General features: G+C 66.9%; 20 protein-coding genes. 10 read left to right on the top strand and 10 right to left on the bottom strand.

Translation table 11 applies throughout. From position 1 onward, the window contains the following. Positions 1 to 218 precede the first annotated feature (218 nt). Positions 219 to 437, bottom strand: a complete 219-nt coding sequence (locus DM816_RS42760; RefSeq protein WP_162907677.1) for a hypothetical protein — start codon at positions 435 to 437, stop codon at positions 219 to 221. 167 nt (positions 438 to 604) lie between these two features. Here DM816_RS42760 and DM816_RS21240 point away from each other — a divergent pair, with 167 nt between their 5' ends. Further along, a complete protein-coding gene (locus DM816_RS21240) occupies positions 605 to 4228 on the top strand; it encodes a glycoside hydrolase family 48 protein (protein ID WP_117212085.1) in 3624 nt (1207 codons plus the stop codon). Here DM816_RS21240 and DM816_RS21245 read toward each other — a convergent pair. Further along, complete coding sequence (locus tag DM816_RS21245) at positions 4225 to 5139, bottom strand: aminoglycoside phosphotransferase family protein (RefSeq protein WP_246002093.1); 915 nt, start codon at positions 5137 to 5139, stop codon at positions 4225 to 4227. The two genes, DM816_RS21240 and DM816_RS21245, sit on opposite strands and share 4 nt — an antisense overlap. Before the next feature lie 116 nt (positions 5140 to 5255). On the opposite strand from DM816_RS21245, the gene DM816_RS21250 reads away from it, so the two are divergent. After that, positions 5256 to 6038, top strand: coding sequence for a DUF4184 family protein (locus DM816_RS21250; RefSeq protein ID WP_117212087.1), 783 nt, complete (start codon positions 5256 to 5258; stop codon positions 6036 to 6038). Here the strand turns inward: DM816_RS21250 and DM816_RS21255 are convergent. Continuing rightward, complete coding sequence (locus tag DM816_RS21255; protein WP_117212088.1) at positions 5968 to 7341, bottom strand: hypothetical protein; 1374 nt, start codon at positions 7339 to 7341, stop codon at positions 5968 to 5970. The genes DM816_RS21250 and DM816_RS21255 overlap by 71 nt on opposite strands. After that, complete coding sequence (locus DM816_RS21260) at positions 7334 to 8677, bottom strand: ATP-binding protein (protein WP_117212089.1); 1344 nt, start codon at positions 8675 to 8677, stop codon at positions 7334 to 7336. Before DM816_RS21260 ends, DM816_RS21255 begins: the two co-directional genes overlap by 8 nt. A 129-nt stretch (positions 8678 to 8806) precedes the next feature. On the opposite strand from DM816_RS21260, the gene DM816_RS21265 reads away from it, so the two are divergent. The 8 genes from DM816_RS21265 to DM816_RS21300 all read left to right on the top strand — a co-directional run bounded on the left by DM816_RS21265 (position 8807) and on the right by DM816_RS21300 (position 16133). After that, entirely contained in the window at positions 8807 to 10351 is a 1545-nt protein-coding gene (locus tag DM816_RS21265) for an NAD(P)-binding domain-containing protein (RefSeq protein ID WP_117212090.1), read from the top strand. Between the two features lie 64 nt (positions 10352 to 10415). Next, positions 10416 to 10955, top strand: a complete 540-nt coding sequence (locus tag DM816_RS21270; protein WP_117212091.1) for a CHRD domain-containing protein — start codon at positions 10416 to 10418, stop codon at positions 10953 to 10955. Positions 10956 to 11157: 202 nt separating this feature from the next. Then, positions 11158 to 11556, top strand: coding sequence for a hypothetical protein (locus DM816_RS21275; RefSeq protein ID WP_117212092.1), 399 nt, complete (start codon positions 11158 to 11160; stop codon positions 11554 to 11556). Positions 11557 to 11661: 105 nt separating this feature from the next. Continuing rightward, positions 11662 to 12675: a hypothetical protein gene (locus DM816_RS21280; RefSeq protein WP_162907678.1), complete on the top strand. Its 1014-nt coding sequence runs from the start codon at positions 11662 to 11664 to the stop codon at positions 12673 to 12675. Next, positions 12672 to 13055, top strand: a complete 384-nt coding sequence (locus DM816_RS21285; RefSeq protein WP_117212094.1) for a hypothetical protein — start codon at positions 12672 to 12674, stop codon at positions 13053 to 13055. Before DM816_RS21280 ends, DM816_RS21285 begins: the two co-directional genes overlap by 4 nt. Before the next feature lie 169 nt (positions 13056 to 13224). Then, positions 13225 to 14397 carry a monooxygenase gene (locus DM816_RS21290; protein WP_117212095.1) on the top strand — a complete coding sequence of 391 codons (1173 nt, stop codon included), beginning with the start codon at positions 13225 to 13227 and terminating at the stop codon, positions 14395 to 14397. A 177-nt stretch (positions 14398 to 14574) separates the two neighbouring features. Next, positions 14575 to 15003 (top strand): hypothetical protein, encoded by a 429-nt coding sequence (locus DM816_RS21295; protein ID WP_117212096.1) that lies wholly within the window; start codon positions 14575 to 14577, stop codon positions 15001 to 15003. Positions 15004 to 15074: 71 nt separating this feature from the next. After that, positions 15075 to 16133 (top strand): lytic polysaccharide monooxygenase auxiliary activity family 9 protein, encoded by a 1059-nt coding sequence (locus DM816_RS21300; protein ID WP_117212097.1) that lies wholly within the window; start codon positions 15075 to 15077, stop codon positions 16131 to 16133. 124 nt (positions 16134 to 16257) lie between these two features. Here the strand turns inward: DM816_RS21300 and DM816_RS21305 are convergent, their stop codons facing one another. The 6 genes from DM816_RS21305 to DM816_RS21330 form a co-directional block, all read right to left on the bottom strand. Next, a complete protein-coding gene (locus DM816_RS21305) occupies positions 16258 to 16746 on the bottom strand; it encodes a Pycsar system effector family protein (RefSeq protein WP_117212098.1) in 489 nt (162 codons plus the stop codon). Then, positions 16743 to 18104 (bottom strand): DUF4407 domain-containing protein, encoded by a 1362-nt coding sequence (locus tag DM816_RS21310; protein WP_117212099.1) that lies wholly within the window; start codon positions 18102 to 18104, stop codon positions 16743 to 16745. Before DM816_RS21310 ends, DM816_RS21305 begins: the two co-directional genes overlap by 4 nt. Further along, the gene (locus tag DM816_RS21315; RefSeq protein WP_117212100.1) at positions 18094 to 19404 is read right to left on the bottom strand and encodes a hypothetical protein; all 1311 of its coding nucleotides are present in this window, start codon (positions 19402 to 19404) and stop codon (positions 18094 to 18096) included. Before DM816_RS21315 ends, DM816_RS21310 begins: the two co-directional genes overlap by 11 nt. Next, positions 19401 to 21503, bottom strand: coding sequence for a hypothetical protein (locus DM816_RS21320; protein WP_117212101.1), 2103 nt, complete (start codon positions 21501 to 21503; stop codon positions 19401 to 19403). Before DM816_RS21320 ends, DM816_RS21315 begins: the two co-directional genes overlap by 4 nt. After that, on the bottom strand, positions 21500 to 22243 hold the full coding sequence (locus DM816_RS21325; RefSeq protein WP_117212102.1) for a hypothetical protein: 744 nt from the start codon (positions 22241 to 22243) through the stop codon (positions 21500 to 21502). The genes DM816_RS21320 and DM816_RS21325 overlap by 4 nt, the downstream gene beginning before the upstream one ends. Positions 22244 to 22471: 228 nt before the next feature. Further along, positions 22472 to 23179 (bottom strand): Crp/Fnr family transcriptional regulator, encoded by a 708-nt coding sequence (locus DM816_RS21330; protein ID WP_117212103.1) that lies wholly within the window; start codon positions 23177 to 23179, stop codon positions 22472 to 22474. Positions 23180 to 23223: the final 44 nt, after the last annotated feature.

Raw genomic sequence — 23223 nt, forward strand, 5'->3', positions numbered from 1 at the left:
CGCGCCGCCCACCCCCTCCCCGAGCCCGCCGCGGCCTGACCGGAGCGGTTCGCCGCACGTGCCCTCGCCCGACCCGGGCGGGGGCACCTCTTTTCTCGTTGGTCATGAACTCATGTCCATGTTGGACGGCGTGTCGCCTCGGAAACTTCATGATCGATGTGACCGGTGTCGGCCGTGCCGTCCGCCCGGGGGTCACCTCCGACCCCGTCCTCGCTGCGTCACGTGCCGACGATGTCCTGCGCGTTATTCAGTGCTGCGTCGTGGACCGTGCCCCGATCGCCAACGCCCGCCTGCTCACGTAGGCCCGCAACCGTACGGCGGCGGTCGGCGATTCCCAAAGGCCGCGCTGACCATGAAGTCGGCGTCGCGACGCGCAGCCGAATCCTGGACTTCAAGTTCATGATCGAGGCAATGGCGATTGGCAGGGCACCCGGCACGTGCGAAAATATTGACCACTCTCGAAACTCGCATCCCCAAGAGCAGGAGCAGACAGGCACGTGACTCGGCGCCGCTAGGCAGAGACGGCGCTGCGAACCGTTCCCACGGCCGGTCTGCGCCACGGGCGGCGCGCCGGCGCAATCGCCGAGGAGTCAATGTGTTGCGCATGTTGCGACGCCGGCGCCGCACCGCTTTGATCGCGGTAGGCGCGTTGATAGTCGGGAGCCTGGTAAACGTCGCCGGCCCGGCTCAGGCAGCGATCGCCTGTCAGGTGACCTATCAGAAGACGTGGGACAACGGCAGCGGATTCGGTGCCAATCTCACGCTGCAAAATCTCGGAGATCCGTGGACCGGTTGGACGCTGACGTTCGCCTTCGCGGGCAACCAGCAGGTGACCGGCCCATGGTCGGGCAACTGGACGCAGAACGGCCAGAACGTGTCCGTCACCAACCTGTCCTACAACGGCAACGTTCCCACGAACGGGTCCGTCGGGATCGGGTTCAACGGATCCTACAGCGGGTCCAACGTGGACCCGACCGCGTTTACCATCAACGGAGTCCTGTGCACGGGCACCCCGCAGCAGGGGCTTGTCGTCACGCCGACCGCGCTGAGCGTGCCCGAGGGCGGCATGAACACCTATTCGGTGCGGCTGCAGTCGCAGCCGAGCGCGAACGTGACCGTGACGTCGACGGCCGGGACGGGTGACACCAACCTGACCATCACCGGCGGCGGGAGCCTCACGTTCACCCCCACCAACTGGAATGTGGCACAGAATGTCACAGTCAGCGCCGCCGAGGACGCCGACACCAACAATGGCACAAGACCGTTCACCGTGGCGTCGGCCGGCCTGACCAGTGTCACGGTCACGGCCACGGAGGCGGACAACGACAACGCCCAAGCCCTGGTCGTCTCGCCGACCACGGTCAACGTGCCGGAGGGCGGCACGGCCTCGTTCGGTGTGCGGCTGCAAACCCAGCCTTCCGCCAACGTGACGGTGAACGTCACCGCCGGTACGGGCGACGCCGACCTGACCGTTGTGCCCCCACCGCCGGGCCTCATCTTCACCCCGGCCAACTGGAACGTCGTGCAAAACGTGACTCTGGCCGCGGCCGAGGACGCCGACACGACCAACGGGTCGCGCCCGATCACCGTCTCGTCGCCGGGCCTGACCACCGTGACCGTGTCCGCCACCGAGGCCGACAACGACACGTCGCAGGCGCTCATCGTGGTGCCGGCTGGTCTCACGGTCCCCGAGGGCGGCACCAACACGTTCACGGTGCGGTTGCAGACCCAGCCGACGGCGAACGTGTCCGTCTCGATCGCCGCGGGCACGGGCGACACCAGCCTGACCGCCGCGCCGGCGACGCTCACGTTCACGACCGCCAACTGGAACGTCGCGCAGACCGTGACCGTCACGGCTGCCGAGGATCCGGACAATACCAACGGTTCGCGCCAGTTCACGGTCGCCTCCGCCGGGCTGCCGAGCGTCACCGTCACCGCGACCGAGTCGGACAACGAGACCGGCCAGACGATTGTGGTCACGCCGACCACGATCACCGTGCCGGAGGGTTCGTCCGCGCCGTTCGCCGTGCGCCTGTCGGCGCAGCCGACGGCCAACGTCACCGTCACGACCACGGCCGGCACCGGCGACGCCAACCTGACCGTCCAAAGTGGTGGGACGCTGACGTTCACGCCCAACAACTGGAACATGACCCAGAATGTGGTGGTCGCCGCCGCGCAGGACGCCGACAACACCAACGGCACGCGCCCGTTCACGGTCGCGTCCACCGGCCTGACGAGCGTCACCGTCAACGCGACGGAGATCGACGACGACGCGCCGCAGAACTCCTACATCACCGAGTTCACCATCCAGTACGACAAAATCAAGAACCCGGCCAACGGCTACCTCTCCCCCGAGGGCATCCCGTACCACGCGATCGAAACGCTGATCGTCGAGGCGCCCGACCACGGCCACGAGACCACGTCGGAGGCGTTCAGCTTCCTGATCTGGCTTGAGGCCCAGTATGGCCGGGTGACCGGGAACTGGACCCCGTTCAACAACGCCTGGAACGTGACCGAGCAATACATCATCCCGTCGGCGGCGGGCCAGCCGGGCGGATCGACGAGCTACAACCCGAGCGATCCGGCCGACTACGCGCCCGAGCACCCGCAGCCCAGTGGCTATCCGTCCACACTGAGCACCACCGTGGTCGCCGGATCGGACCCGCTGGCCAATGAGCTGCAGTCGACCTATGGCAACCGCAACATCTACGGGATGCATTGGCTGCTGGACGTCGATGACGTTTACGGATACGGTACCGGCCGCACGTCGGCCGAGTGCGGCGACAACACGCAGCGCGTGACCTACATCAACACCTATCAGCGTGGGCCGCAGGAGTCGGTGTGGGAGACCGTGGCGCACCCGTCGTGCGACACCGGCCGGTTCGCCAACTACCCGTCCCTGTTCATCGCGGGCTCGGGCACCGGGCAGTGGCGTTACACCAACGCCCCCGATGCCGACGCGCGCGCCGTGCAGGCCACCTATTGGGCGCTGCAGTGGGCCACCGCGCAAAACAACCAGTCGCAGATCACCGCGTCGCTGAGCAAGGCGGCCAAGATGGGCGACTTCCTCCGGTACTCCTTCTATGACAAGTATTTCAAGAATCCCGGTTGCACGTCGCCGTCCTGCGCCCCGGGCTCCGGCAAGAGCAGCTCGTCCTACATGCTCACCTGGTACTACGCGTGGGGCGGCGAGATGGCCGGCGCGTGGTCCTGGCGCATCGGTTCGAGCTCGTGGCATCAGGGCTACCAGAACCCGCTCGCGGCGTGGATCCTCTCGCCGGCCGGCCCCACGCAGCTGCGCCCGCAGTCGCCGACGGCCGCCGCCGACTGGAACACCAGCCTCGGCCGGCAGCTCGACTCCTACCTGTGGCTGCAATCGGCCGACGGCGCGATCGCCGGTGGCGCGACCAACAGCTGGAACGGCAACTACTCGGCGCCGCCCGCGGGCACGCCGACGTTCTACGGCTGGGCTTACGACTTCCAGCCGGTGTTCCACGACCCGCCGTCGAACCAATGGTTCGGCTTCCAGGCGTGGTCGCTGGAGCGGGTCGCGGAGTACTACTACGTGACCGGTGACGCGAAGGCCAAGACGATCCTGGATCGCTGGGTCAACTGGGCGGTCAACAACACGACGCTCGGCGCGGGCACCTCGTATTCGTTCCCGAGCGACATGACGTGGTCAGGCGCTCCCGCTGCCTCCTACAGCGGCAGCCCGAGCGGGCCGGGGCCCAACCCGAACCTGCGCGTGGCCGTCGTCAACACCACGAACGACGTCGGCGTTGGCGCGGCCTACGCGCGGACGCTCACGTGGTATGCGGCCAAGGAGGGCGGGACCGCGCTCGGCACCCGCGCCAAGGACACGGCCAAGGGCCTGCTCGACCGGATGATCGCCTTGAAGGCGGCCGACACGACCGGCCGTGGCATCGTGGTCGACGAGATCCGGCGCGACTACAACCGGTTCGACGACGTGTGGAACTCCTCCACGCAGACCGGCCTGTACATCCCGCCGGGCTTCAGCGGCACCATGCCGAGCGGGGCTCCGATCAACTCCAGCTCCACGTTCATGAGCATCCGGCCGTTCTACGCCCAGGATCCCGCGTGGGGTCCGATCCAGGCTTACATGAACGGTACCGGCCAGGCTCCCACCTTCCGGTATCACCGCTTCTGGGCGCAGGCCGACGTCGCGATGGCCTTCGCCGACTACGGTTCGCTGTTCCCGGGCGGCTAGTCCAAAAAGGACACCTCGCGTGCGAGGTTGTCCCGTAGAAAGTCGATGCGTGCCGGGTCGGTGATACACCGGCTCGGCACCTCGGTCACCATGAGCAGGTACAGGTACATCCGGTACAGCGACAGGCGTTCGGGGTCGAGCTCGATCCCCGGGCCGTATCCGCGCACGAACGGATGATCCGGCACGTCCTCGATCCGCTGGAAGAGGGCAGGCGACACAAAATCGAAAAGCGGATCCCCATACAGGTACCGCTCCCCGTCCACCATGCCGGTGAGGCGCCCGTTGTCGTGCAGCACGTTGCCGTCCCACAGATCGAAGTGGACGAGCACGGGCGTGGTGACCTCCTTCAGCAGCGCGGCCCGGCTGCTGACGACCTCGCGCACCCGTTGCGGCGCAACGGGAAGTGACACGTCCCAGTCCACCGCGTCGGCCAGCATCGCCTCGACCATCGCGGCGAACGCCGTGGGCCAGTCTGTCGCATGTGGACGATCGCCCGGATAGCCGAACCGCTCGCCCGTCACCGTGTGCACGCGCGCCACCGCCGCTCCCAGCTCCGACCGCACGGTCGGCGCGGGCTCGCCGAACCCCAGCGGCACCCCAGGCAGGAGCGTGACGAAGATCCAGTCGTCGCCCTCGTGAAGCACGGTGGGCACGGGCGCAAGCCCGGCCACCATGCGGTAGTACGCGGCCTCCGACGGGATCATGTCGGCCTCGTACCGCAGCAGCCGCACATCCGGCCGGGGCCCCACCTTGAGCACGACATCACGTCCGTCGTCGAGCCGAACGCGCCACACGGCCGCGAACGTGCCGCCACCGATCGGCGCCGCCTCCACAATCGACTGGGCAAACGCTTCCCGGGCATATGCGGCAACGTCTTGCACGGTCAGCTGGCGCTGTGTCGGACTCGGCATCGTCGGAACCCCGTTCTTCGTGAGAGCGCTCCCCAGCATGGCCCAACCCCGCCCAACCCGTCAACGCCCGGCCCCGTCGTATGGGTTTGCGCCGCTTAGGCCGCTTAGTATGATCCATGCCCTTCACCGGTAGTCATCCTGCCGCCGTACTGCCCTTCTTGCGCTGGGGCTTGCCGGCTTCAGGCTTGGTTATCGGGAGCATCGTGCCAGATCTCCCGCTCTACTTCCCGTTCCTTCCAAGCGTCGCGATAACGCACTCCCTCTGGGGCGCGGTCAGCATCGATCTGGCCATGGCAGCGCTGGTGTTCGTGGCATGGCAAGCGCTACTGGGGCCTGCCATGGTCGCGATCGCGCCGAAGCCCATACGCGATCGGCTGCCCTCGCGCGCTCCGGCCGGGCTGCGGTTCCACTTTCAGGACCTGCGTCGCCAGCTGCTCACCGTGGCCTCACTGACCATTGGGACCCTGACACACATCGTATGGGATTCCTTCACGCACAAAGGCATGTGGGGTGCGCGCCACTCGCCGATGCTGTCCGGACACTACGGTCCGTTCGCCGGATACGAATGGGCGCAACACATCAGCAGCGTGGGCGGCCTTGTCATCGTTGTCGTGTGGTGTTGGCGGCTCCCAAAGACGCCGTCACAACGCCCGTTGATGAGCCGCCGTCCGTTCGCGGTCGCTGCGTGGATCCTCATGCTCACCAGTGCCGTGCTCGGATCGTTGACCGGTGCCCTATCCGTGGTGGCCGGCGGCCGGGTTCGCATACCAGACCTGCTATTCCGCACGATCACGTGGGGTGTGGTCGCCACCCTCGCGATAATGATCATTATTGCGGCGGCATGGAGGCTGCGGTCGCACCTGTTGTCAGCCCGTGCAAATCACACGGACAGGTCGTGATGCGTTCCCCGGCCGGATCGCGCGCCGACGGGCGGGAGGACATTTGACGCAGTACCGCACGCAACGCCAGCGGCGCCTTCAGGATCAACCTTGTCAAGTTGTTGCGGCGCAGCTCGCCGAAGAAGGCGCTGCCGAGGAGCAGGCCAGCTAGCCATGGCAATCGCCACCACGCCTTCTGTTGAATGGCCAGGGCCAGTAGATATCCCGTGCACAGCAGCTCCCCACGCCAGAAGGCCACCTTGCCGGAGCGTTGCCGAGCCTGCTTCACCCTTCGTGTCGCCTCCGCGAAGCGGCCCATCGCCGCGTCCAGTTTGGCGTAGCCCAGCTCCACCTGTACCCGAGCCGAGCTGCGATCGGAACGTCTGATCACGAGTGCCTGGGCGACGTCGAGATGCGTACGGGCCGTGTCGAAGAGCCGTGCCGCGACCAGAGTTTCAGCAACGCGCAGATGCACAAAGGCATCGGAAATGACGTCCTGGCGGCTGCTTTCTGCTATCTCCTTGCCTTTGAAGTACAGGTCGAGGGCCGTCCTATGGCGACGATCAAGATCCATGAGACGTGCTAGGTAGTGATAGGCCATTGCCACCCAATGGCCGATCTCAGAGTCGCCTGCCGCCGCCGAGCCGTAGTCCTGTATTACTTCGACGAAGCGCTGCTGCGCGAGCCGGTGGTCGTGGAAGGCGGTGAAGTGGGCGACGCCCTCATGGGCCAGCATGGCGCAGCGATACTTGCGGTCTGATGTCGTGCCCCCGAGTTCCCGCGCCGTCTTGATGGCGTCATCGTAACGGCTGATAGCGACTTGATACGCGCACAGAGTAACCATCGCCCGAGCCCATGCCGGATCACCGGGTACGGCGCTGGCGACGGCGGCGCGCATCGTCGCCAGGCGCTCGGCCATGGTCCCCGAGGATCGGAGATATCCCGCCTTTGCCAAGAGCAGATCGGTCACCGGCGTCCCGGCCGCCTCCTGTAGACCTATGGCCTGGTCGAGTGCGACCAGAACGCTGCTTTCCTGCCGGCGGTCGGCCTCCTCATCGATGCTCTCTACGCTCTTCACTAGGCGAGCGAATTCCGCGAGCAGGTCTCCAAGCAAATCTCGTTGGGCGACATGGGGCCGGCGAGCGGTGAATCCGATCCAGAACGTGAACTCGCTGAGCAGCTTCCAGACCTCCGCTTTCCCGACACGCGCCTCGTCGATGAGCTGCGCGGTGCGGTGACGCCATGACTCCCGGCTCGATGCGCGCGTGGCAAGCCTGCGCTGCCAGTCCAGCGCATCAAGCCCCCTGTCACGGACCTCATGCATCGAGAGCGCCGCAATAATACTGGCGCAGGAGCGAATGGACGGTGAAACGCGTGTTTCCAGCGAGTGACTGCATGAGCGAGAGGTTGCATGCGGCGGCCACAGCGTCTTCGAATCGGGCCGGGTCTTCGATCCTGCTGGCGGCACGCAGCTCTTCGACGGTGAAGGAGCTGCTGGGCTTTTTGGTGCAGTAGACCGACATCAGGAGCTCGGCGGTGTCCTGACCGACCCGTGCAGCCAAAGCGTTCAACGAATCGGCGTAGCAATAGGACCAGACAGCCGAGCCGAGGACTCCACCTCGCTCACGCAATCGGGCGATCACCTCACGGATGGGAAGCCGTTTGTAGATCGCCTGAGAAATTATGATCTTTATCAGAAGGGGTATTCGTTGGGCAGCCTCGACAACGTCCATGAGGTCCCCCGGGCGCGGGTCAAGCGTGCGGTCATCGCCTGCGAGATATCGTGCGTATTCCTGCGCTGCCTGCCGGTCGGGTCCGGTCCAGCGGCGTTCCCGCAGACCACGTGGCGCTTGCGCACCTGTCGCGGCCCTCGTCGTCAACACGACCTTGTGCGGTCGCAGTAGCCCGCTGCTCGCCAAGTAGTTCACCACCACCTGTGCCTCGGCAACGGTTTCGAGATTATCGATGACCATCAAGCAAGGCTCAGCCGGCATGACGAGCGGGAGCTGTTCTTCGACGGAGTCCGGTCGAAGATCCATGCGCAGGCGCAACCGACCGGCCAGCTCTACCAGGAGATCACGCCAGTCGATCGAAACCTTGCCCCGGTCGGACTGCAGTCTGCCAGCTTGATCGAGATAGCTGAATTTAGCCGAGACCGCGGCGACCCGCCGAAAGCCTGCCTGTCGCGCGAACCGCATCACGAGGTCGTAGGCAAGCGCGGTCTTGCCGACCCCCGCCTCCCCCAGGATACTTATGATCCAATCGCCATGCGGGTTGGCCAATAGCCGGCCCAGCTGCTGAAGTTCATCCTCCACGCCGAACAGCCGATCGTGATCTACGGCAATGGCGAACTGCAGTTCCTCCAGGTGGGAATCAAGATCGTCCTGCCCGGTACCCGGCGCGGGCGTAGCCACCTTGAGCGGCGCCAATTTGATCGTCCGCGGTATACGTAGGGCCAGCGCGCTAAGCACCGTGCTAGTGGCCGCGAACAGCACGCCGACGATGCCGACGAAGAGGGACAGGACACTGGCATGACGATCGGCATTGTCGAGTCCCTGCGCCTGCAGGAAGCTCGCCAGCAATCCGGTGCCCCAGAGGAAAAAGCCGAGGCCGGCAAAGAGGACGCCGACCGCGATGCCCCATTTCCATGCGTCACGCACCGGGTCATTATCCTTCCCGCCATTCGGCGTGGTTGAGTCGGGAATCCGATCGACTCTTGCCAGGCCGAGTCGCTACAAGATCGAGGTGCTCGTGAAGCACAAACGATCGCTGGACCCGTAGTACAGGGCATGCGTCGATTTGTGATCGTCGGGGCCGGGCCGGCCGGGTTGCAGCTGAGCTACTACTTGCACCGCGCGGGTGCCGACTACCTGACCCTGGAGCGCGATAGCGTCCCAGGGTCGTTCTTCCGGCATTACCCGCGCCATCGCAGGCTGATCTCGCTGAACAAGGTGCACACGCACAGCACCGACCCGGAGATCCGGCTGCGCTGGGACTGGAACTCGCTGCTCAACGACGCGCCGCAGCTCATGTTTCCGCGCTACAGCAGCGAGTATTACCCGCACGCCGACGACCTGCTGCGCTACCTGGCCGACTTCCAGAAGACGCACGGCCTCGACGTCAGTTATGCCACCGAGGTCCGGCGCATCGAACGCGACGGGCGGCACTTCCGCATCGAGACCGACGGTGAGCCGATCGAGGCCGAGTGTGTGATCGTGGCGACCGGGTGGGGTGCCCCCTTCGTACCAAGAATAAAGGGCATTGAATTTTCTATGGGGTACGAGGATGTGCCCACCGATCCCGCGGCGTTCACCGGGCATCGGGTCCTGATCGTGGGCAAGGGGAATTCGGCGTTCGAGACGGCGCACGCGATCCTGCCGCACACGTCGATGGTGCACCTGGCCAGCCGGAACCCGCTGAAGCTTGCCTGGAACACCAAGCACCCGGGCGACGTGCGCGGCCAGTATGGCTCCATTTTGGACAGCTACCAGTTCAAGACGCTGCACTCGGTGCTCGACTGCACGATCGACGAGATCCGCCGGGTGGGCGACCGGTTCGAGGTCGACATCACCTACACCCACGCCGATGGCGAGACGGCGACGCTGGAATACGAGTCGGTCATCCGGTGCACCGGGTTTCGCATGGACACAGGCGTTTTCGCCGATTCCTGCGAACCCGACATGGTACGCGACGGGCGCCTGCCGGCGGTGGGGCCCGACTGGCAGTCGACCAATGTGGACGGACTTTACTTCGCGGGCACCATCGCGCAGGAGCGCGACTTCAAACGGGCGTCGTCGGCGTTCATCGACGGGTTCCGGTACAACCTGCGGACGCTGACCCGTTTGCTGCGCGAACGCTACGAAGGAGTGTCGCTCGCGTTCGGCACGGTGCGCGCCGACGCACGCACGCTCACCGATCTGACGCTCGGGCGGGTCAACTGGAGCTCGGCCCTGTGGACGCAGTTCGAGTTCCTCTGCGACGTGCTCGTCGTCGATCAGGCCGCCGGGCAGGTGCGGCATTACGAGGATCTGCCGGAGGAGTATGCGGTGCAACGCTTCGGCGAAGGCGAAGCGGGCGAGCCGCACTACTACACGTTCAGCCTGCGCTGGGGGCGCGACGAATACGCCGACGTGTTCAACATCGAGCGTCATCCGGAGCCCGGCCGGGCGGCCGAAAGCGCGTTCATCCATCCCGTGATCCGGCGCTACCGTGGCACGCAGATGGTCGAGGAACTGCACCTCCTCGAAGACCTGCTCGCCGAGTGGCGCCGCCCCGACCGGCATGTGCGGCCGTTGCACGCCTTCTTCGAACGCGGCCTAAGCACAACAACCTGAACGTTTGCCGTGCCGCGTCCGTGAGGATGAGGAGGAGTCAATACCTTCGGAAGGGAGAACACCCGTGTTCACCAAACGCGCTCGCGTCATGGCGATCGCGCTCGTCGCCGGGGCTGCCATGCTTGTCACGACCGCGGGCAGCGCGGCATTGGCCGACAACGACATCGACGGCTTGCGGGTACGCCTCTCCGGCTACCAGGAGGATCCACTCGCCCTGTCCACCACGGGCAGCGGCCAGTTCCGGGCGTTGGTCAACAACTCGGCCCAGGAGGTCGGCTACCGGCTGTCCTATGCCAACCTTGAGGGCAACATCACGCAGGCCCACATCCACCTCGGCGGGCGGGCGCAAAGCGGCGGCATCATGGTCTTCTTGTGCACCAACGCCGGCAACGGCCCGGCGGGCACCCAGCCTTGCCCGGCCGCCCCCGCCACGATCACGGGCACCATCCGCCCGGCCGACGTCATCGGGCCCGCGGCGCAGGGCATCGCGGCAGGACAGTTCAACGAGTTCGTCGCCGCCATCCGCGCCGGCACGGCATACGTCAACGTGCACTCGTCGCAATACCCCGCCGGCGAAATCCGTGCCCAACTCGACCACCACTGACCGGCCCAAAGCGCGGCCGCCCGCTCACCCGGCCGGCCGCGCTGCCCGATCACCCGGCCGGCCGCGCCGCCCGTCACCGGACACATCGACGGCTTGGCGGAGCATGCGCTTGGGATCTGAATGCGGTGGATGCTTCGCCCGTTGAGCGGCGGCCGCGCTGGTTAACCTTTGCAGGTGCTGGTGATGCGGTTAGGGTGGCGCTATGTCGGATCGCAAGCGGGAGCCAACGCAGGCCGATGGGCCGCTGTTTCGCGAGGCGTATGAGCGGGCGGGCCAGATCGATGACGCGGTGACTGAAACCGAGCGCAAGCAGGCGCGGGGCGGGTTCCTGCGGGCGGCGGCGGTGGCGCTTGCCGAAGGGCTGCTGCGCGAGACGTTCGTGTGGGGCGCCGTCCTGTTCTCGATCCTGGCCGCGGTCTTCGGCGCCACAGCCGGTGACATCGCGTGGGCGGTGCCGATGGTTATCGCGGGCATCGCGGGCATCGCGCTGGTGTTCTGGGCGATCTATCGGAAGTGGTCCTTCGGCAACCAGTGGCTGGTGCTCCTGGGCGTGATGCTGGTCCAGATCGTCCTCATCGTAGCGCTCTGGCGGACTCACTGACCCGCAGGTCACGTCTGCATGGTGTTCGAGTTGTAGCGTGCCGCACGCGATGGCACAATCCACGGCAGCCGATCGCCAGGGGCGATCGAAACCGGGGAGGTAGCCTTGGCGCAAGTCGCAGTAGAACTATCCGATCTCAGGGGTTTTGCCAGGCAGGTCGGGCGCGCGTCCACCGATATGGGTGCGGCGAAGAACTACGCCGCGTCGCATATCGCCGATGCGGACTTTGGCAGGATTCTCGAACTGATCACGGGCGACTACGCCGCGATGATCCCGAAGTTCCACGCCGTCCTTCAGGAGGACAGCACCCGGCTGGGCCGCACCCGCGACGGGTTGAGCCAGTCGGCTGACAACTACAAGGAGGCCGACGAGCGATCCGCCGGCCGGTTGGCCCAGCTGCCCGGTGGCCAGACGGGCAACATCACCGACGACGGGGTGGCCAACGGGTTCGATGACCGCGGTTCGGCGACGGGTGCGCTGGTCGCTCCGGGCAGTGCGGCCGCCGGGATGCCCGACCTTCCCGAGGTGTCATTCGGCTTCCTGCTCGACAAGGTCTGCGATCTGGTCGTGTGGGTCGGCGGCCCGGACCCGCGCGAGCATGTGACCCGCTGGCTGGCCGGCGACATCGACAAGGCGGCGATGCACGTCGAGGCGTGGAAGGCCGTCGCTGAATGCTGCGACATCGTGGAGGACAACCTCAAGTCGGGCCGCAAGTCCATCGCCAACACGTGGAGCGGCGACGCGGCCAACGCCGCGACCTCGCACCTGGACAAGTGGGCGACGAGCCTGCTGGAGCAGGCCGGCGCGATGCGCAAGATGGGCGAGCACCTGTGGGACATGATTGACCATGCGGTCAAGATGGCCCAGGTGGTTGTCGACATCATCCGCACGCTGGTCAGCCTCGTGTCGGCGGCGCTGTCCAACGCGGCGATTCCCTTCTATGGCCAGTGGAAGCTCATCAACACGGTCAAAGAGGGCATCAAGATGGTCTGGCAGGCCATCAAGGTGGTCAAGGTCTTCCTCAACGCGCTGGTCCTGGTGATCGACACCATCAAGCTCTGCGTCGACTACTTCAGCATCAGCAAGCTGCCGCCCGCACCCGCCGCGGGGCCGGCGTGACGGCTCCCGATTTCACCGCCATCGAAGCGCGCATGCAGCAGGCGAAAGCGGCGCTCAACGACGCCATGGAAAACGCCGTGCGAGCCATGGACCGGTTCGAGCGGGAGAACAAGCCGACCGCCGAGGAGCAGCGGCGGATGCAGCAGGCGGCGCTGCGCGGCGAACTCGGCGACGGGATGCGAACCCTGGCCCAGCGAGTGGAGACGGGGCAGGACAACTGGGACGCCATCTTCTCCAACCGGTCGCCCAACGCGCACCTGCTTCAGGATCACCTGACGCGCATGGTCGAGGCCAACCGCGAGGCGATCCAGCGGGCTTTTGAACAGGACGACGAGTTCGACCCGTCCGTCGAACCCGAGGCGGATCGGCCCGAGCGCTAGCCGGCACGGACCGCGTCATCTTCAGTGGCGTTTCCCACGCCGCCAAGTGGGAAACCCGTGAAGGCTTGTCCGATGTGGACATCTCGCCGGGGACATAGGGCGCGCGTCGGATTCACCTCCCTTTTGCGATCGCGTGCCGGGTTCGCCGACAGCGAGATAGGTTCTGTGCATGACGCTCGCCCGCGCCATCGCATCGATCCTCGCCGTCGCTTTCGTGTCCGCTTGCTCGACGCCCGCTGCCGCGCCTTTGCCGGAGCCGGCCAACCACACCGGCCACGGCAGCGGCCAGGCCAGCATCCCGCCGCCGCAGCCACTGCGCGACGGGGAGCGGTTCCTTGAGCTCAGCCTGCCCCAGCCGTTCACCCCCGCGCCCGCCCGTGGCACGGACGAATATCGCTGCTTCCTGATCGACCCCGGCCTGACCGCGCCCACCTTCATCACGGGCTCGCAGTTCCTGCCGGACAACGCGGCCATCGTGCACCACGCGATCCTGTTCCGGGTCCCGGCCGCAGATGTGGCCGAGGCGCGCGAGCTGGACGCCAAGGCCGACGGCGGCGGCTGGACGTGCTTCGGCGGCACCGGCATCACGTCCGACCAACCCCTGCGCCAGGTGAGCGGGGGCGCGGCGGCGTGGATCGGGGCGTGGGCGCCCGGCGGCGACGAGGTGCTCCTCGCGCAAAACGTGGGCTACGAGATGGCGGCCGGAAGTCAGATCGTCCTGCAGGTGCACTACAACACGCTGGGCGCGAAGGGCGCCGACCGGTCGGGCATCCGGCTGCGGCTGCGCGACAGCGGCGACGCACGGCTCAAACCGTTGCATACCAAGCTTTTGCCCGCACCGGTCGAGCTGCCGTGCGCCGAGGGCGAGTCGGGCCGGCTGTGCGACCGGCAGCAGGCGATCCTCGACGTCAACGCGCGCTTCGGGGCGCAGGCCGGGTTGGCCGTGTCGGGGTTGAGCCTGCTGTGCGACAAGGGCCAGCCCAAGCCGGGCCCGGTGCAGTCGTGCACGACTCCCGTGCGCGAGGCCGGGCTGATCCACGCGGTCGCGGGCCATATGCATCTGCTTGGCCGATCGATCAAAGTGGAGCTCAATCCCGGTACCAAGAAATCCAAAATCCTTTTGGAGGTACCGGAATACAACTTCGACGATCAGGGTGCGCACCCGCTGCCCGAGCCGGTCACGGTGAAACCGGGCGACACCCTGCGGGTGACCTGCACCCATGACGCTGGCCTGCGGAAGCGGCTGCCGGCGCTGCAGTCGCTGGAGCCGCGCTATGTGGTGTGGGGTGACGGCACGGCCGACGAGATGTGCCTGGGCGTCGTCAGCTGGACCCGCACATGACGCGCCGGCGCGCCCAATTGACGGTCAACTGACGGTGAACTGTCTGGTGTAGGCAAGCCACGCCCAGCAGGGTGGAACCGGCGCAAGCGAACTGCTTGCGGCCGTTGCACGACGAGGAGGATGTGAGATGCGCAGAACGCACAGAAGCGCAGCAACGGGGCCGTCGTCCTGCTGAGCATGGTGGCATCGACACTGGCCTTCGCCGGCCCGGCGCAGGCATACACCAACGCCGACCTTTCGGCCACGGAGATCCGGCGGGAGACCGACACCTGCCCGTGCTCCTACCCGGATCCGGCCGATGGGGCGTTCTTCCAGCGCGACGTGGGCGGCGTCGCGATCAAAGTGGAGTGGCGCTACCCGGGCCGGGGCATGGTGGCCAAGGCCGAATGGCACCCGTATGGCGAAGTCCTTTGGGTCTACGACACAGAAAACGACGGCGACACGATTTACGTCGGCCTGCTCGACGTCACGGCCGGTGTCTTCTATGGACCCTACGCGGCGCCGGGCCTGAGTTCAAACAGCGCGCCGGTCGGGCACCCTGGCCGGTGCGCACAAGAACCATTGACTGGACTCATTCAAATATGTGAGGCTGTTCACTGGTGGTAGATCCGCGGGAGCTGAGCAGTCCGGCGCGGAGAGGGCAATCCGCGCGCAATACTTCCTCCCTTGGAGACTTCATGCCCAAAACCTCTCGCTCGCGCATGGTGATCGCCGCCGTCGCCGGCGCCATGGTTCTCGGGGCGCTGGCCCTGGTGAACTCGGCGTCCGCGCACGGCTCGATCGTCGATCCACCGTCGCGCAACTACGGCTGCTGGCAGCGCTGGGGCAACGACTTCCAGAACCCCAGGATGGCCACTGAGGACCCGATGTGCTGGCAGGCCTGGCAGCACAACACCAACGCGATGTGGAACTGGAACGGCCTGTACCGTGAGGGCCTGCGCGGCAACCACCAGGGCGGCATCCCGGACGGGACGCTGTGCAGCGGCGGCCACGCCGAGGGCGGGCGCTACGACTCGCTGGACGCCGTCGGTGCGTGGCGCGCGGCCAACATCGGCAACAACTTCCGGGTCAAGCTGTGGGACCAGGCGAGCCACGGCGCCGACTACATCCGGGTCTACGTGACGCGGCAGGGCTTCAACGCGCTCACGCAGCCGTTGCGCTGGGCCGACCTGGAGCTGGTCGGCCAGATCGGCAACACGCCGGCCAACCAGTGGACCCCCGAACCGGCCGGTGGCGTGTCGATCCAGGTGCCCGGAAATGCCGCCGGGCGCTCGGGACGCCACATCATCTACACGATCTGGCAGGCCAGCCACTCTGACCAGTCGTACTACCTGTGCAGTGACGTGATCTTCCCGGGCGGGTCACCCGACCCGTCGCCGAGCGTTTCGCCGTCGCCGTCGCAGAGCCCGAGTCCGTCGCCATCGACCCAGCCGGGCAACTGCACGGCGACATACCGCCAGACCGGTTCGTGGTCGGGCGGCTTCCAGGCCGAGGTGACCGTGACCGCGGGCGCGGCCGCGGTCCGCGGCTGGACGGTGCGCTGGACGTATGCCAACGGCCAGAGCATCACTCAGATCTGGAGTGCCACGCTCGGGTCAAACGCGCCCAATGTGGTGATCAGCAACGCGGGCTACAACGGCTCGCTGGGCGCCAGAGCCTCGACCACGTTCGGCTTCCTGGGCAGTTGGAACGGCTCCAACCCGGCGCCGACGCTCACGTGTAACGCAACGACATAACAGGGCGAGTGCGGGTGCGCTCCGGGCCGCACCCGCCTCAACCGTCGCGGCCGCGCCGAGCAGCGCATGTCCTCGGGATCTGTGGGGATTGCGGCGCGGGCCCTGGCAGCACCCGCGCCGCTCGCTACACGGGCACCGAAAGCAGTGCCATCAGCCCGATCAGGACGATCGCCGGGAGCAAACTCATCAGCGCCAGCCTGGTCCAGCGGAACTTCTCCCGCGCCACCCGGGCGTTGCTGAAGATCTGCTCGGCCACCTCGGCGAAAAGCCCGTCCGAGGCGAGTTCGCTCTCCAGTGCGCCCGAATAGTCCTCGGCCGTGTGGTGACCGTGGGCGATGTGCTGGAAGTAGATCAGGCTCGCCGGGCGGCCGGGCTGGGCCAATCGCGGCCACAGCGCCACGGACGCCGCCAGGCCGGAACAGACGACCAGCGCGCTCGCGAGGACCGCGATCACGGTGAACGGCACCGATCGTGCGGCCTCATCCCGTACCAGCTGATAAACAAGCGCACCCGCGACGCCGGCCCCGGCAAGCACGGCGGCCGCCTTGGCCTCGGCATGCCGGATCCACTCGTTTACGAGGGTGAGAACCTTCCAAGGCGAGTCGGCCGTCACGTCGTCGAATTCCTTTGCGTCGGTACGGACATCGGGTCGTGCAGGAGCCGCTCCGCCAGCGCGTCGATCTGCCGGTCGATGGTGGACGCATCGTGGATGCGCCGCTCGCGGTCGGCGTCGTTGAGCTGTTCGAGCTTGACCCGCAGCTCCCGCGCGGTGCGCTGGGACCGCAGCTCGTCGTTGGCGAGGTCGGCCTGCTCGGCGACGCCGACGTCGCGGTCGTGCAGCCTCCGGCTGGCCTCGAGCTGCCGGTTGAGCAACAGGTCGTAGGTGGTCGTGCCGCTCATGATTTTCGTGAGCACGGGCAGGCAGTCGATCGCGATCAGCAGGAACCGGACCAGCCAGTGTCCAATGAGGACAAAGGTGCTGTCCCGGGCGAGCCGCTCCAGCGCGGCCATCTCCTCCAGCAGGCCGACTTTGCCGTGCACGGCCTGTTTCTCAGCCACCCTGCGCTTGATCTCCGCGGCCACCGCGGTGGCGTAGGTCTGCGCCGCGTTCTTGGTCTGCGCGGTGAGTTCGGTGATCCGCTGGTTGAGCGCGACCAGGTCGGCCTGCCGCTGATCGATTCTGCTGTCCCGGTGGTACTGGTCCGCCTCCTCGCGGTTGCGCCGGCAGTTCGGGCCCACGCCGGGCCGGCCCGTGAGACCGGCGCCCGACGTCCCGTTGCACTCCAGGCGGGCCAGCTCCTGCTTCTTGGCGAGCTCGCTGTTGATCCGGTTTACCTCGGCCTGGTCGCTGTCGCGCTGCTTGATGGCCGCCTCCAGCTGTGCCTGGATGGCGGCCGGGGTCGCGCCGGAATTGAGCCGATGCCCGTCGCAATGCGCGCCGGACACCTGCTCGCCCGACTCCGGGTTGCACTGGCGCAGCAGGCTTTCGTGCGCGATCATTTCCTGCTGCCGGTGCTCCTGCACCTCCTTGTGCACGGCTGGCTGAAAAACGAAGAGCAGCAAGGGTTCCGCGATGACCGCCCCCATGAGGACCGAGACCGCCAACCGCGGAATGAAGATTCTCGCCTTGGTACCGTTCACGCCGTGCGTGCTCGCGATGAGCCAGCCGTCGAACGTCATGATGACGAACCCCCACGCCAGCGCGGCCGGAATCAGCAGCGCCCAGTGGGTCTCCACCACCTTGCCCAGTGCGGTCTGCAGCGACACCGCCGCCACGAGGCCCGTATTGACGACGATCGCGCCCAGGCGCGCATAGCGTGCGCGCTCCTCCGGTACCCAATCAAGCAAATCCTCCTTGATTCCGGCGACACGACGGAACCATCGGCCCACGCCCTTGGCCGGGCGGGCCGGCCGGTACGAGATCTGCGGCAGCTCAACGGTGCGCGCGTTGCCGAGGGTGCTAGTCGACATCCTCGTCCCTCACTTCCGCGTCCCGATCGGACTCGTCGGCGTCGTTGTCCCCGGCCGGCAGGGCCGCGGTATCGCCGTCGACCGTGAGCTCGGGCCTGGCGTCGCCGCCGAGCTCCGCCGCGGTGGGCACGAGGTCCGAGACGAGCTTGTCGACGTTGACGTTCACCAGGTCGAGATGCCCGCGCTTGGCGAACTCGCGCAGCACATCGAGCTTCATGTCGAGCTCATGGATGCGGTCCTCGCGCATGTGCTGCTCGGCCCGCAGCCGGTCGTCGCGCTCCCACGCCAGCTCCTGCTGGCGCCACTGATCCTCCAGCTCCAGACGCCTGAGCTGGGCCTGCAGCTCCATCCGCTCCCGCTCGCGGGCCCAGGCCTGGTCGTCCTGCCGCGCGGGCTGCCACCGGTTGAACTCGCGCTCCTCCAGCTCGGTGAGGCGTTCCTGGTACTCGGTCGGGGTCAGCGCTCCGTTTTCCAGCGCGAGATAGAGCGCCTCCTTCGCGTCCGGTGCCGGGAGGTCGTTGTCCCGGCGCATGGCCTGCGCGAACCGGCGCCGCTGCGCCTCCATCTGCTGCTCATGTTCGCGGGCCAACCGCGCCAGATCCTGCTCGAACGCCACGCGCGTCCGCTCGCGCTCCTGCTCGCGCCGCATCCGCTCGCTTTCGATCCGGCCGTCGAAGGCATTGCTGCGCAAGCTGTTGCCGAGCGACCGCAGTTCCTCGGGTGTGAGCACCTCGACGCCCGCCAGGTTCACTTTCATGCCCGGCACGGTGATCGGTTTGACCGTGAGGAATGCCCGTACCTGTGCCGTCGTCAGCCGCCGCAGTTCGTTGAGCTGTGCCAGCTCGTAGTCGAGGCCCAGCTCGAAAATCTTGGCGTAGCTGCGCAGATGTCCCGCGAGGATCGGCTCGGCGCGCACGACGCCGTCGCGCACGATTGTCACCGGGTCGGCCACCGTGCAGGCGAACGCGACCTGGAGCGCGAATTCGCTGTCGTCTTTGGACGGAAGCATCAGCCGTACGGTCACGGGAGCGTCGCGCCGGACGTCAACCAGGCTCACGTAGGTGGCCTCGAGCACCTGCTCGTCATCGAGCTTGAGCGCGCCGTTGTCGGCGACGTCACGCCCGTTGATGCGATAGACCAACACCTGATGCCCGTTAGGCCGCGGCACCTCGCTATGGTCGCGGCTGCGCCGGCGCAGGCCGAGCAGTCCGCGGCGCTCCTTCGGGTCGAGCGCCCGGTGGAAAACGATCGGGTAGCTCTCGACCTGGTGTACGGCCGCCGGGGGTACCGTCGCTGTCATGGTGTCCCTTTCACTGTCATCTTCCGCAACGTATTGGTGAGCGCCTGAAGCAGTGCCTCAAGCAGCGCCGCCCGCTCCCGTGAGCGGTTGCGCAGTGCCTGGATCCCTTGCAGCAGCAGGGCTTGCTCCTCCGCGGTGAGCACGTCCGCCAACGCCTCACCAAGCTCCCGCACCTCGCGCTGTGGGTCCTCGCTGACCCGCTCCAACGACTTGATCCCCGCAACCAGGGCCTCGATGGCGTCTCTGCGGTAGTAGCTGTTGCGCAGCGGGCAGGCCCACAGCGACACCACCAGCTCGAGCCGCTCCGGCTGGGCGCGCAGCAGCCGGAAGACCGACGGCTGGTGCGCCTGGTCGTCCCACGCCGAGAGGACGGCGAGGATTGACGTCATCGTCAGCCCGTACACGCGCCGGTCCGTCTTGGCGAACTTGCGCTCGTGCCGCAACAGCACCCGCAGGATGAGGCTCGCGTCGCCGTCCGTGCTGACCAGATAGCCGAACAATGCGGCGAGCGCGTACCGCGCGGCCGGATCCGACTCCCGGCTCTGCGTGATGAGATTCCACAGCCGGCGGATGGCGTCGGCCAGATACAGCCGGCCGAGCTCGCCGCTGAACGCGATGGCGGCGGTCCATCGCTGCTTGGGCGAGCCCTCGGTGGCCCAGCGCGTCGCGGTCTTCAGAGCCAGTCGCGACAACATGTCGTCCTCGCACATGAGCCACAGCACGTAGGTCGCGGCCACCTGGCCCGGCCAGCCACGAGCGCCGGTGGACCACGGATACAGGTAGGAGTCGTTCACCTCGTCGTAGTCGATCTCCGCGAGCTGGGCGAGACCATGGGCGAGCTCGTATCCGTCCAGATCCAGCAGGCTGTCGTCGATCCACGCGCGCACCGGGTCCCACAACGTGTTGTCGTAGTGGCGCCACAGGCGTTCGAGCACCCAGCGCCGGTGGCTCGGCGAGCGGAACACCAGCACCGTGCGGGACTTGAGCCCAACCTGGGTGCGTTTCTCCTCGATCAGGCTGGACTCGCCCAGCAGTGCCTTGCGGCGTGCGGGCAGCACGTCCGGCACACCCGGCTTGTCGTCATCGGCGGGGATCTGTGTGCGGTACCGCTCCTCAAGCCGCGCGAGGTGCGACTCGAACTCGCGGTGGTTGGCGCCGCTGGCGAACGACAGCGTGGCAACGGCGAGGATCTCGCGCAGCGTGCGGTCCTCGGCGAACCACTCCCGCACCCGCTCCTTGGCCGCCACCCCGAACACCTCGATCGCGTCATCGGTCGATTGGCGCTCGTTGAATCGCTCGCACAGCCGGGCGACGTCCGCCATGCGCCACGGGTTCGGGATGCGCGCGATGAGTTCGCCCAGGCGCTCCTCGTCGAGGTCAGGCAGGTGCGCCCGCAGCAACTGGTCCAGATCCGGGCGCTCCCAACGGATGTGCTTGACGGACTCGATGGCCGACGTGGCGCCCGACGCCGATGTGATCACGAGGTAGGCGGCGCAGCTGCGCACCCGGTCGCGTACCGTCCGCCAGACGAAGTCCGTGTCAGAGGACTCCCGCTCGACGATCCGGTCGACGACGATGAACCCCTGACTGGCCTCGTAATCGCGGTCCGCGAGATCGGCGAGGCTGATGTTGGGCGACAACATGTTGAGCCGCTCATCGGTCAGCTCCTGCAGCAGCGCCACCGCCGCGGCGTGGCGGCCGTCGCCGATCCGCCCTTCCAGCACCACCACATGGTCGGTGGACAGCGCATGGAGGGCGTCCGCAAAGGACTTCGGCGTCACGAAGTTTCGCAATACGCGATTGATGTCCTGCTCATCGAGCTTTCCAACGGTGCGGGTGCGCGAGGACGCCACGGTGGCCGCGTTGATTTGCAGGTTGTTGATGGCCGCATTTTGGAAGTTCGTGCTTACTTCGACGACCGTTTTGGCGTCTCTGGCGTCGCGCTCCTTGGCAGCTCTGGTTGCGTCGGCGGTCGTGGCTGCGTCGGCGGTCGTGGTTGGGTCGCTGGCCGCGGGTGCCTTGGTGGTCGTGGCCACGTCGCCGGTGGCCGTGGTTGCCTCGGTCGTTGTGGTTGTCGTGCTGTCGACGTCCGCGCTCACGCGATGCCGCCAATGTTGATCTGTTCGGCGATGACCCTCTCGTGAAACTCGGTGTGCACGGAACGGATCTGCGTCCCCATGGGCGCTTGCGGCCGGGCCGGCTGCTCCGACCTCGCGGATGGCGGCGGCAGGGGCCCCTCAACAACCTGAAGAGCGCCAACGTCCCAGCCCGGGGCGCGCAGCCAAGCACGCTTGGTGTATTCCTTGTTGGTGACCGTGGTCGCCTTGAAGTCCTTGTAACGCAACGAGGTGTGTCCCTGCACCACGATGTCCTGGAACACGTTGTCGGACAGGATGACGGCCAGGCACACCCGCTCGTCTTTGAGCAGGGACCGGACGGGCACGCAGTCGACCAGGCGGTTCACTTGCACGACGCCCTGCCCGGTGTAGCCCATTTCGGCGCGCATCGCCGCGCCATGATGAATTGCCAAGCGCAGCCGCAGGTGATAGGCGGGAGTGCGCGATTCGTTGTAGCGCTCCAGCTCAGCCGCCAGTTCGCGCACGAAGTCGTCGACCACGCGCGGCTCGGGCTCGGACGGGGGCAGCACGCAGAGCTCTCCATCACCTGCCGCCTGGCGCTCCCACGATTCACGCTCCAGCCCGGACCAGCGCGCCGCGGCGTCCAGAACGGACGCGAGACTCTCTTGCAGAATGGCCTGACCCGTATCGGTACGGCCGCCATAGCCGCGGGCATCGACCGCGAGGAGCAGCCTGCGGCTGAATCCCCTGCTCCGGCTCATATGTTGACCTCATTTCGTCGGACGATGTTTCCCACCCTTCGCCGGGAGTGCCCGGGTGTCCATCGGAACTGTTTCCCAACGCCCGGTCGAAGGTGTTCCCGGAGGAGTGTCATCGGGGCACGCGGACCAGACTTCCGACAAATCCGGGATTCATGTGACCGAAATCAGATCGAGCCGTTCGATGGACCGACCGACCGTCTTGTTTGGTCAGATCGCCGACACGCTTGGTCAGACGGCGGAGGCGAAGGAAGCGAGCGCCACGCGGTCCGTGATCACGACCGAGCGGTATCGCGGCGCGGCGAGGCCGGCCTCGCGTAGCTGGCGCATGGCCTGGCTGACGGCATCTTCCCGGGCACCGATCAACAGGCCCAGCTCCATCTGCGACAGGCGCACGCCGAGGTCCAGGCCATCCGGATGGGCTATCCCGTGCCGGTTCGCGAGGTCGAGCATCACTCGGGCCAGCCGGACCGGCACAGGGAAGCTGCCGAACTCCTGGCGCCGCAGATTCGACCACTCGAGCCGCCCGGCAAGGGCGTCGTACAGATACGCCCAGGCCTCGGGGCAGCGGGTGAGATAGGCACGGAAGGTGTCCTTGGTAATGGCATAGGCAAGCGTGTCAGCGCACGCGGTGACGGTCGCATTGCGCGGAACGCCCCGCAGCACCGACATCTCGCCGACAAGATCACCATGGATGCGCACGGCAAGCAGAGTTTCACTACCGTTGTCGAGCTGGGCCGTGACCTTGACGCATGCCGGGCGGCCCTCGCGTTTGGCGCGCAGCAGATAGACGAAGAGTCCCTCGTCGCCCTGCCGGATGAGAATCTCGCCGGTCTTGAATTCCCGGGCGGGCGTGAGAATCGCCAGCAGTTCGTTGCGGGCGCGTGGCGGTAGCCGATGCATGAGCGTGCCAATTGGCCAACGCGCGTTTTCGTTCATCAGGTGGCGCCTTTCCCCACCGAGGCGACACACGGACTGTCAGT

Source organism: Allorhizocola rhizosphaerae (assembly GCF_003426775.1).
GTDB classification, from domain to species: Bacteria; Actinomycetota; Actinomycetes; order Mycobacteriales; family Micromonosporaceae; genus Allorhizocola; species Allorhizocola rhizosphaerae.

What these genes read in the sequence shown, in the direction of transcription:
- DM816_RS21240 (WP_117212085.1), top strand. Translation starts at nt 605, where the DNA reads ATGTTGCGACGCCGGCGCCGCACCGCTTTGATCGCGGTAGGCGCGTTG.
- DM816_RS21245 (WP_246002093.1), bottom strand. Translation starts at nt 5,139, where the DNA reads ATGCCGAGTCCGACACAGCGCCAGCTGACCGTGCAAGACGTTGCCGCA.
- DM816_RS21250 (WP_117212087.1), top strand. Translation starts at nt 5,256, where the DNA reads ATGCCCTTCACCGGTAGTCATCCTGCCGCCGTACTGCCCTTCTTGCGC.
- DM816_RS21255 (WP_117212088.1), bottom strand. Translation starts at nt 7,341, where the DNA reads ATGCATGAGGTCCGTGACAGGGGGCTTGATGCGCTGGACTGGCAGCGC.
- DM816_RS21265 (WP_117212090.1), top strand. Translation starts at nt 8,807, where the DNA reads ATGCGTCGATTTGTGATCGTCGGGGCCGGGCCGGCCGGGTTGCAGCTG.
- DM816_RS21275 (WP_117212092.1), top strand. Translation starts at nt 11,158, where the DNA reads ATGTCGGATCGCAAGCGGGAGCCAACGCAGGCCGATGGGCCGCTGTTT.
- DM816_RS21290 (WP_117212095.1), top strand. Translation starts at nt 13,225, where the DNA reads ATGACGCTCGCCCGCGCCATCGCATCGATCCTCGCCGTCGCTTTCGTG.
- DM816_RS21295 (WP_117212096.1), top strand. Translation starts at nt 14,575, where the DNA reads ATGGTGGCATCGACACTGGCCTTCGCCGGCCCGGCGCAGGCATACACC.
- DM816_RS21300 (WP_117212097.1), top strand. Translation starts at nt 15,075, where the DNA reads ATGCCCAAAACCTCTCGCTCGCGCATGGTGATCGCCGCCGTCGCCGGC.
- DM816_RS21310 (WP_117212099.1), bottom strand. Translation starts at nt 18,104, where the DNA reads ATGTCGACTAGCACCCTCGGCAACGCGCGCACCGTTGAGCTGCCGCAG.
- DM816_RS21315 (WP_117212100.1), bottom strand. Translation starts at nt 19,404, where the DNA reads ATGACAGCGACGGTACCCCCGGCGGCCGTACACCAGGTCGAGAGCTAC.
- DM816_RS21325 (WP_117212102.1), bottom strand. Translation starts at nt 22,243, where the DNA reads ATGAGCCGGAGCAGGGGATTCAGCCGCAGGCTGCTCCTCGCGGTCGAT.
- DM816_RS21330 (WP_117212103.1), bottom strand. Translation starts at nt 23,179, where the DNA reads ATGAACGAAAACGCGCGTTGGCCAATTGGCACGCTCATGCATCGGCTA.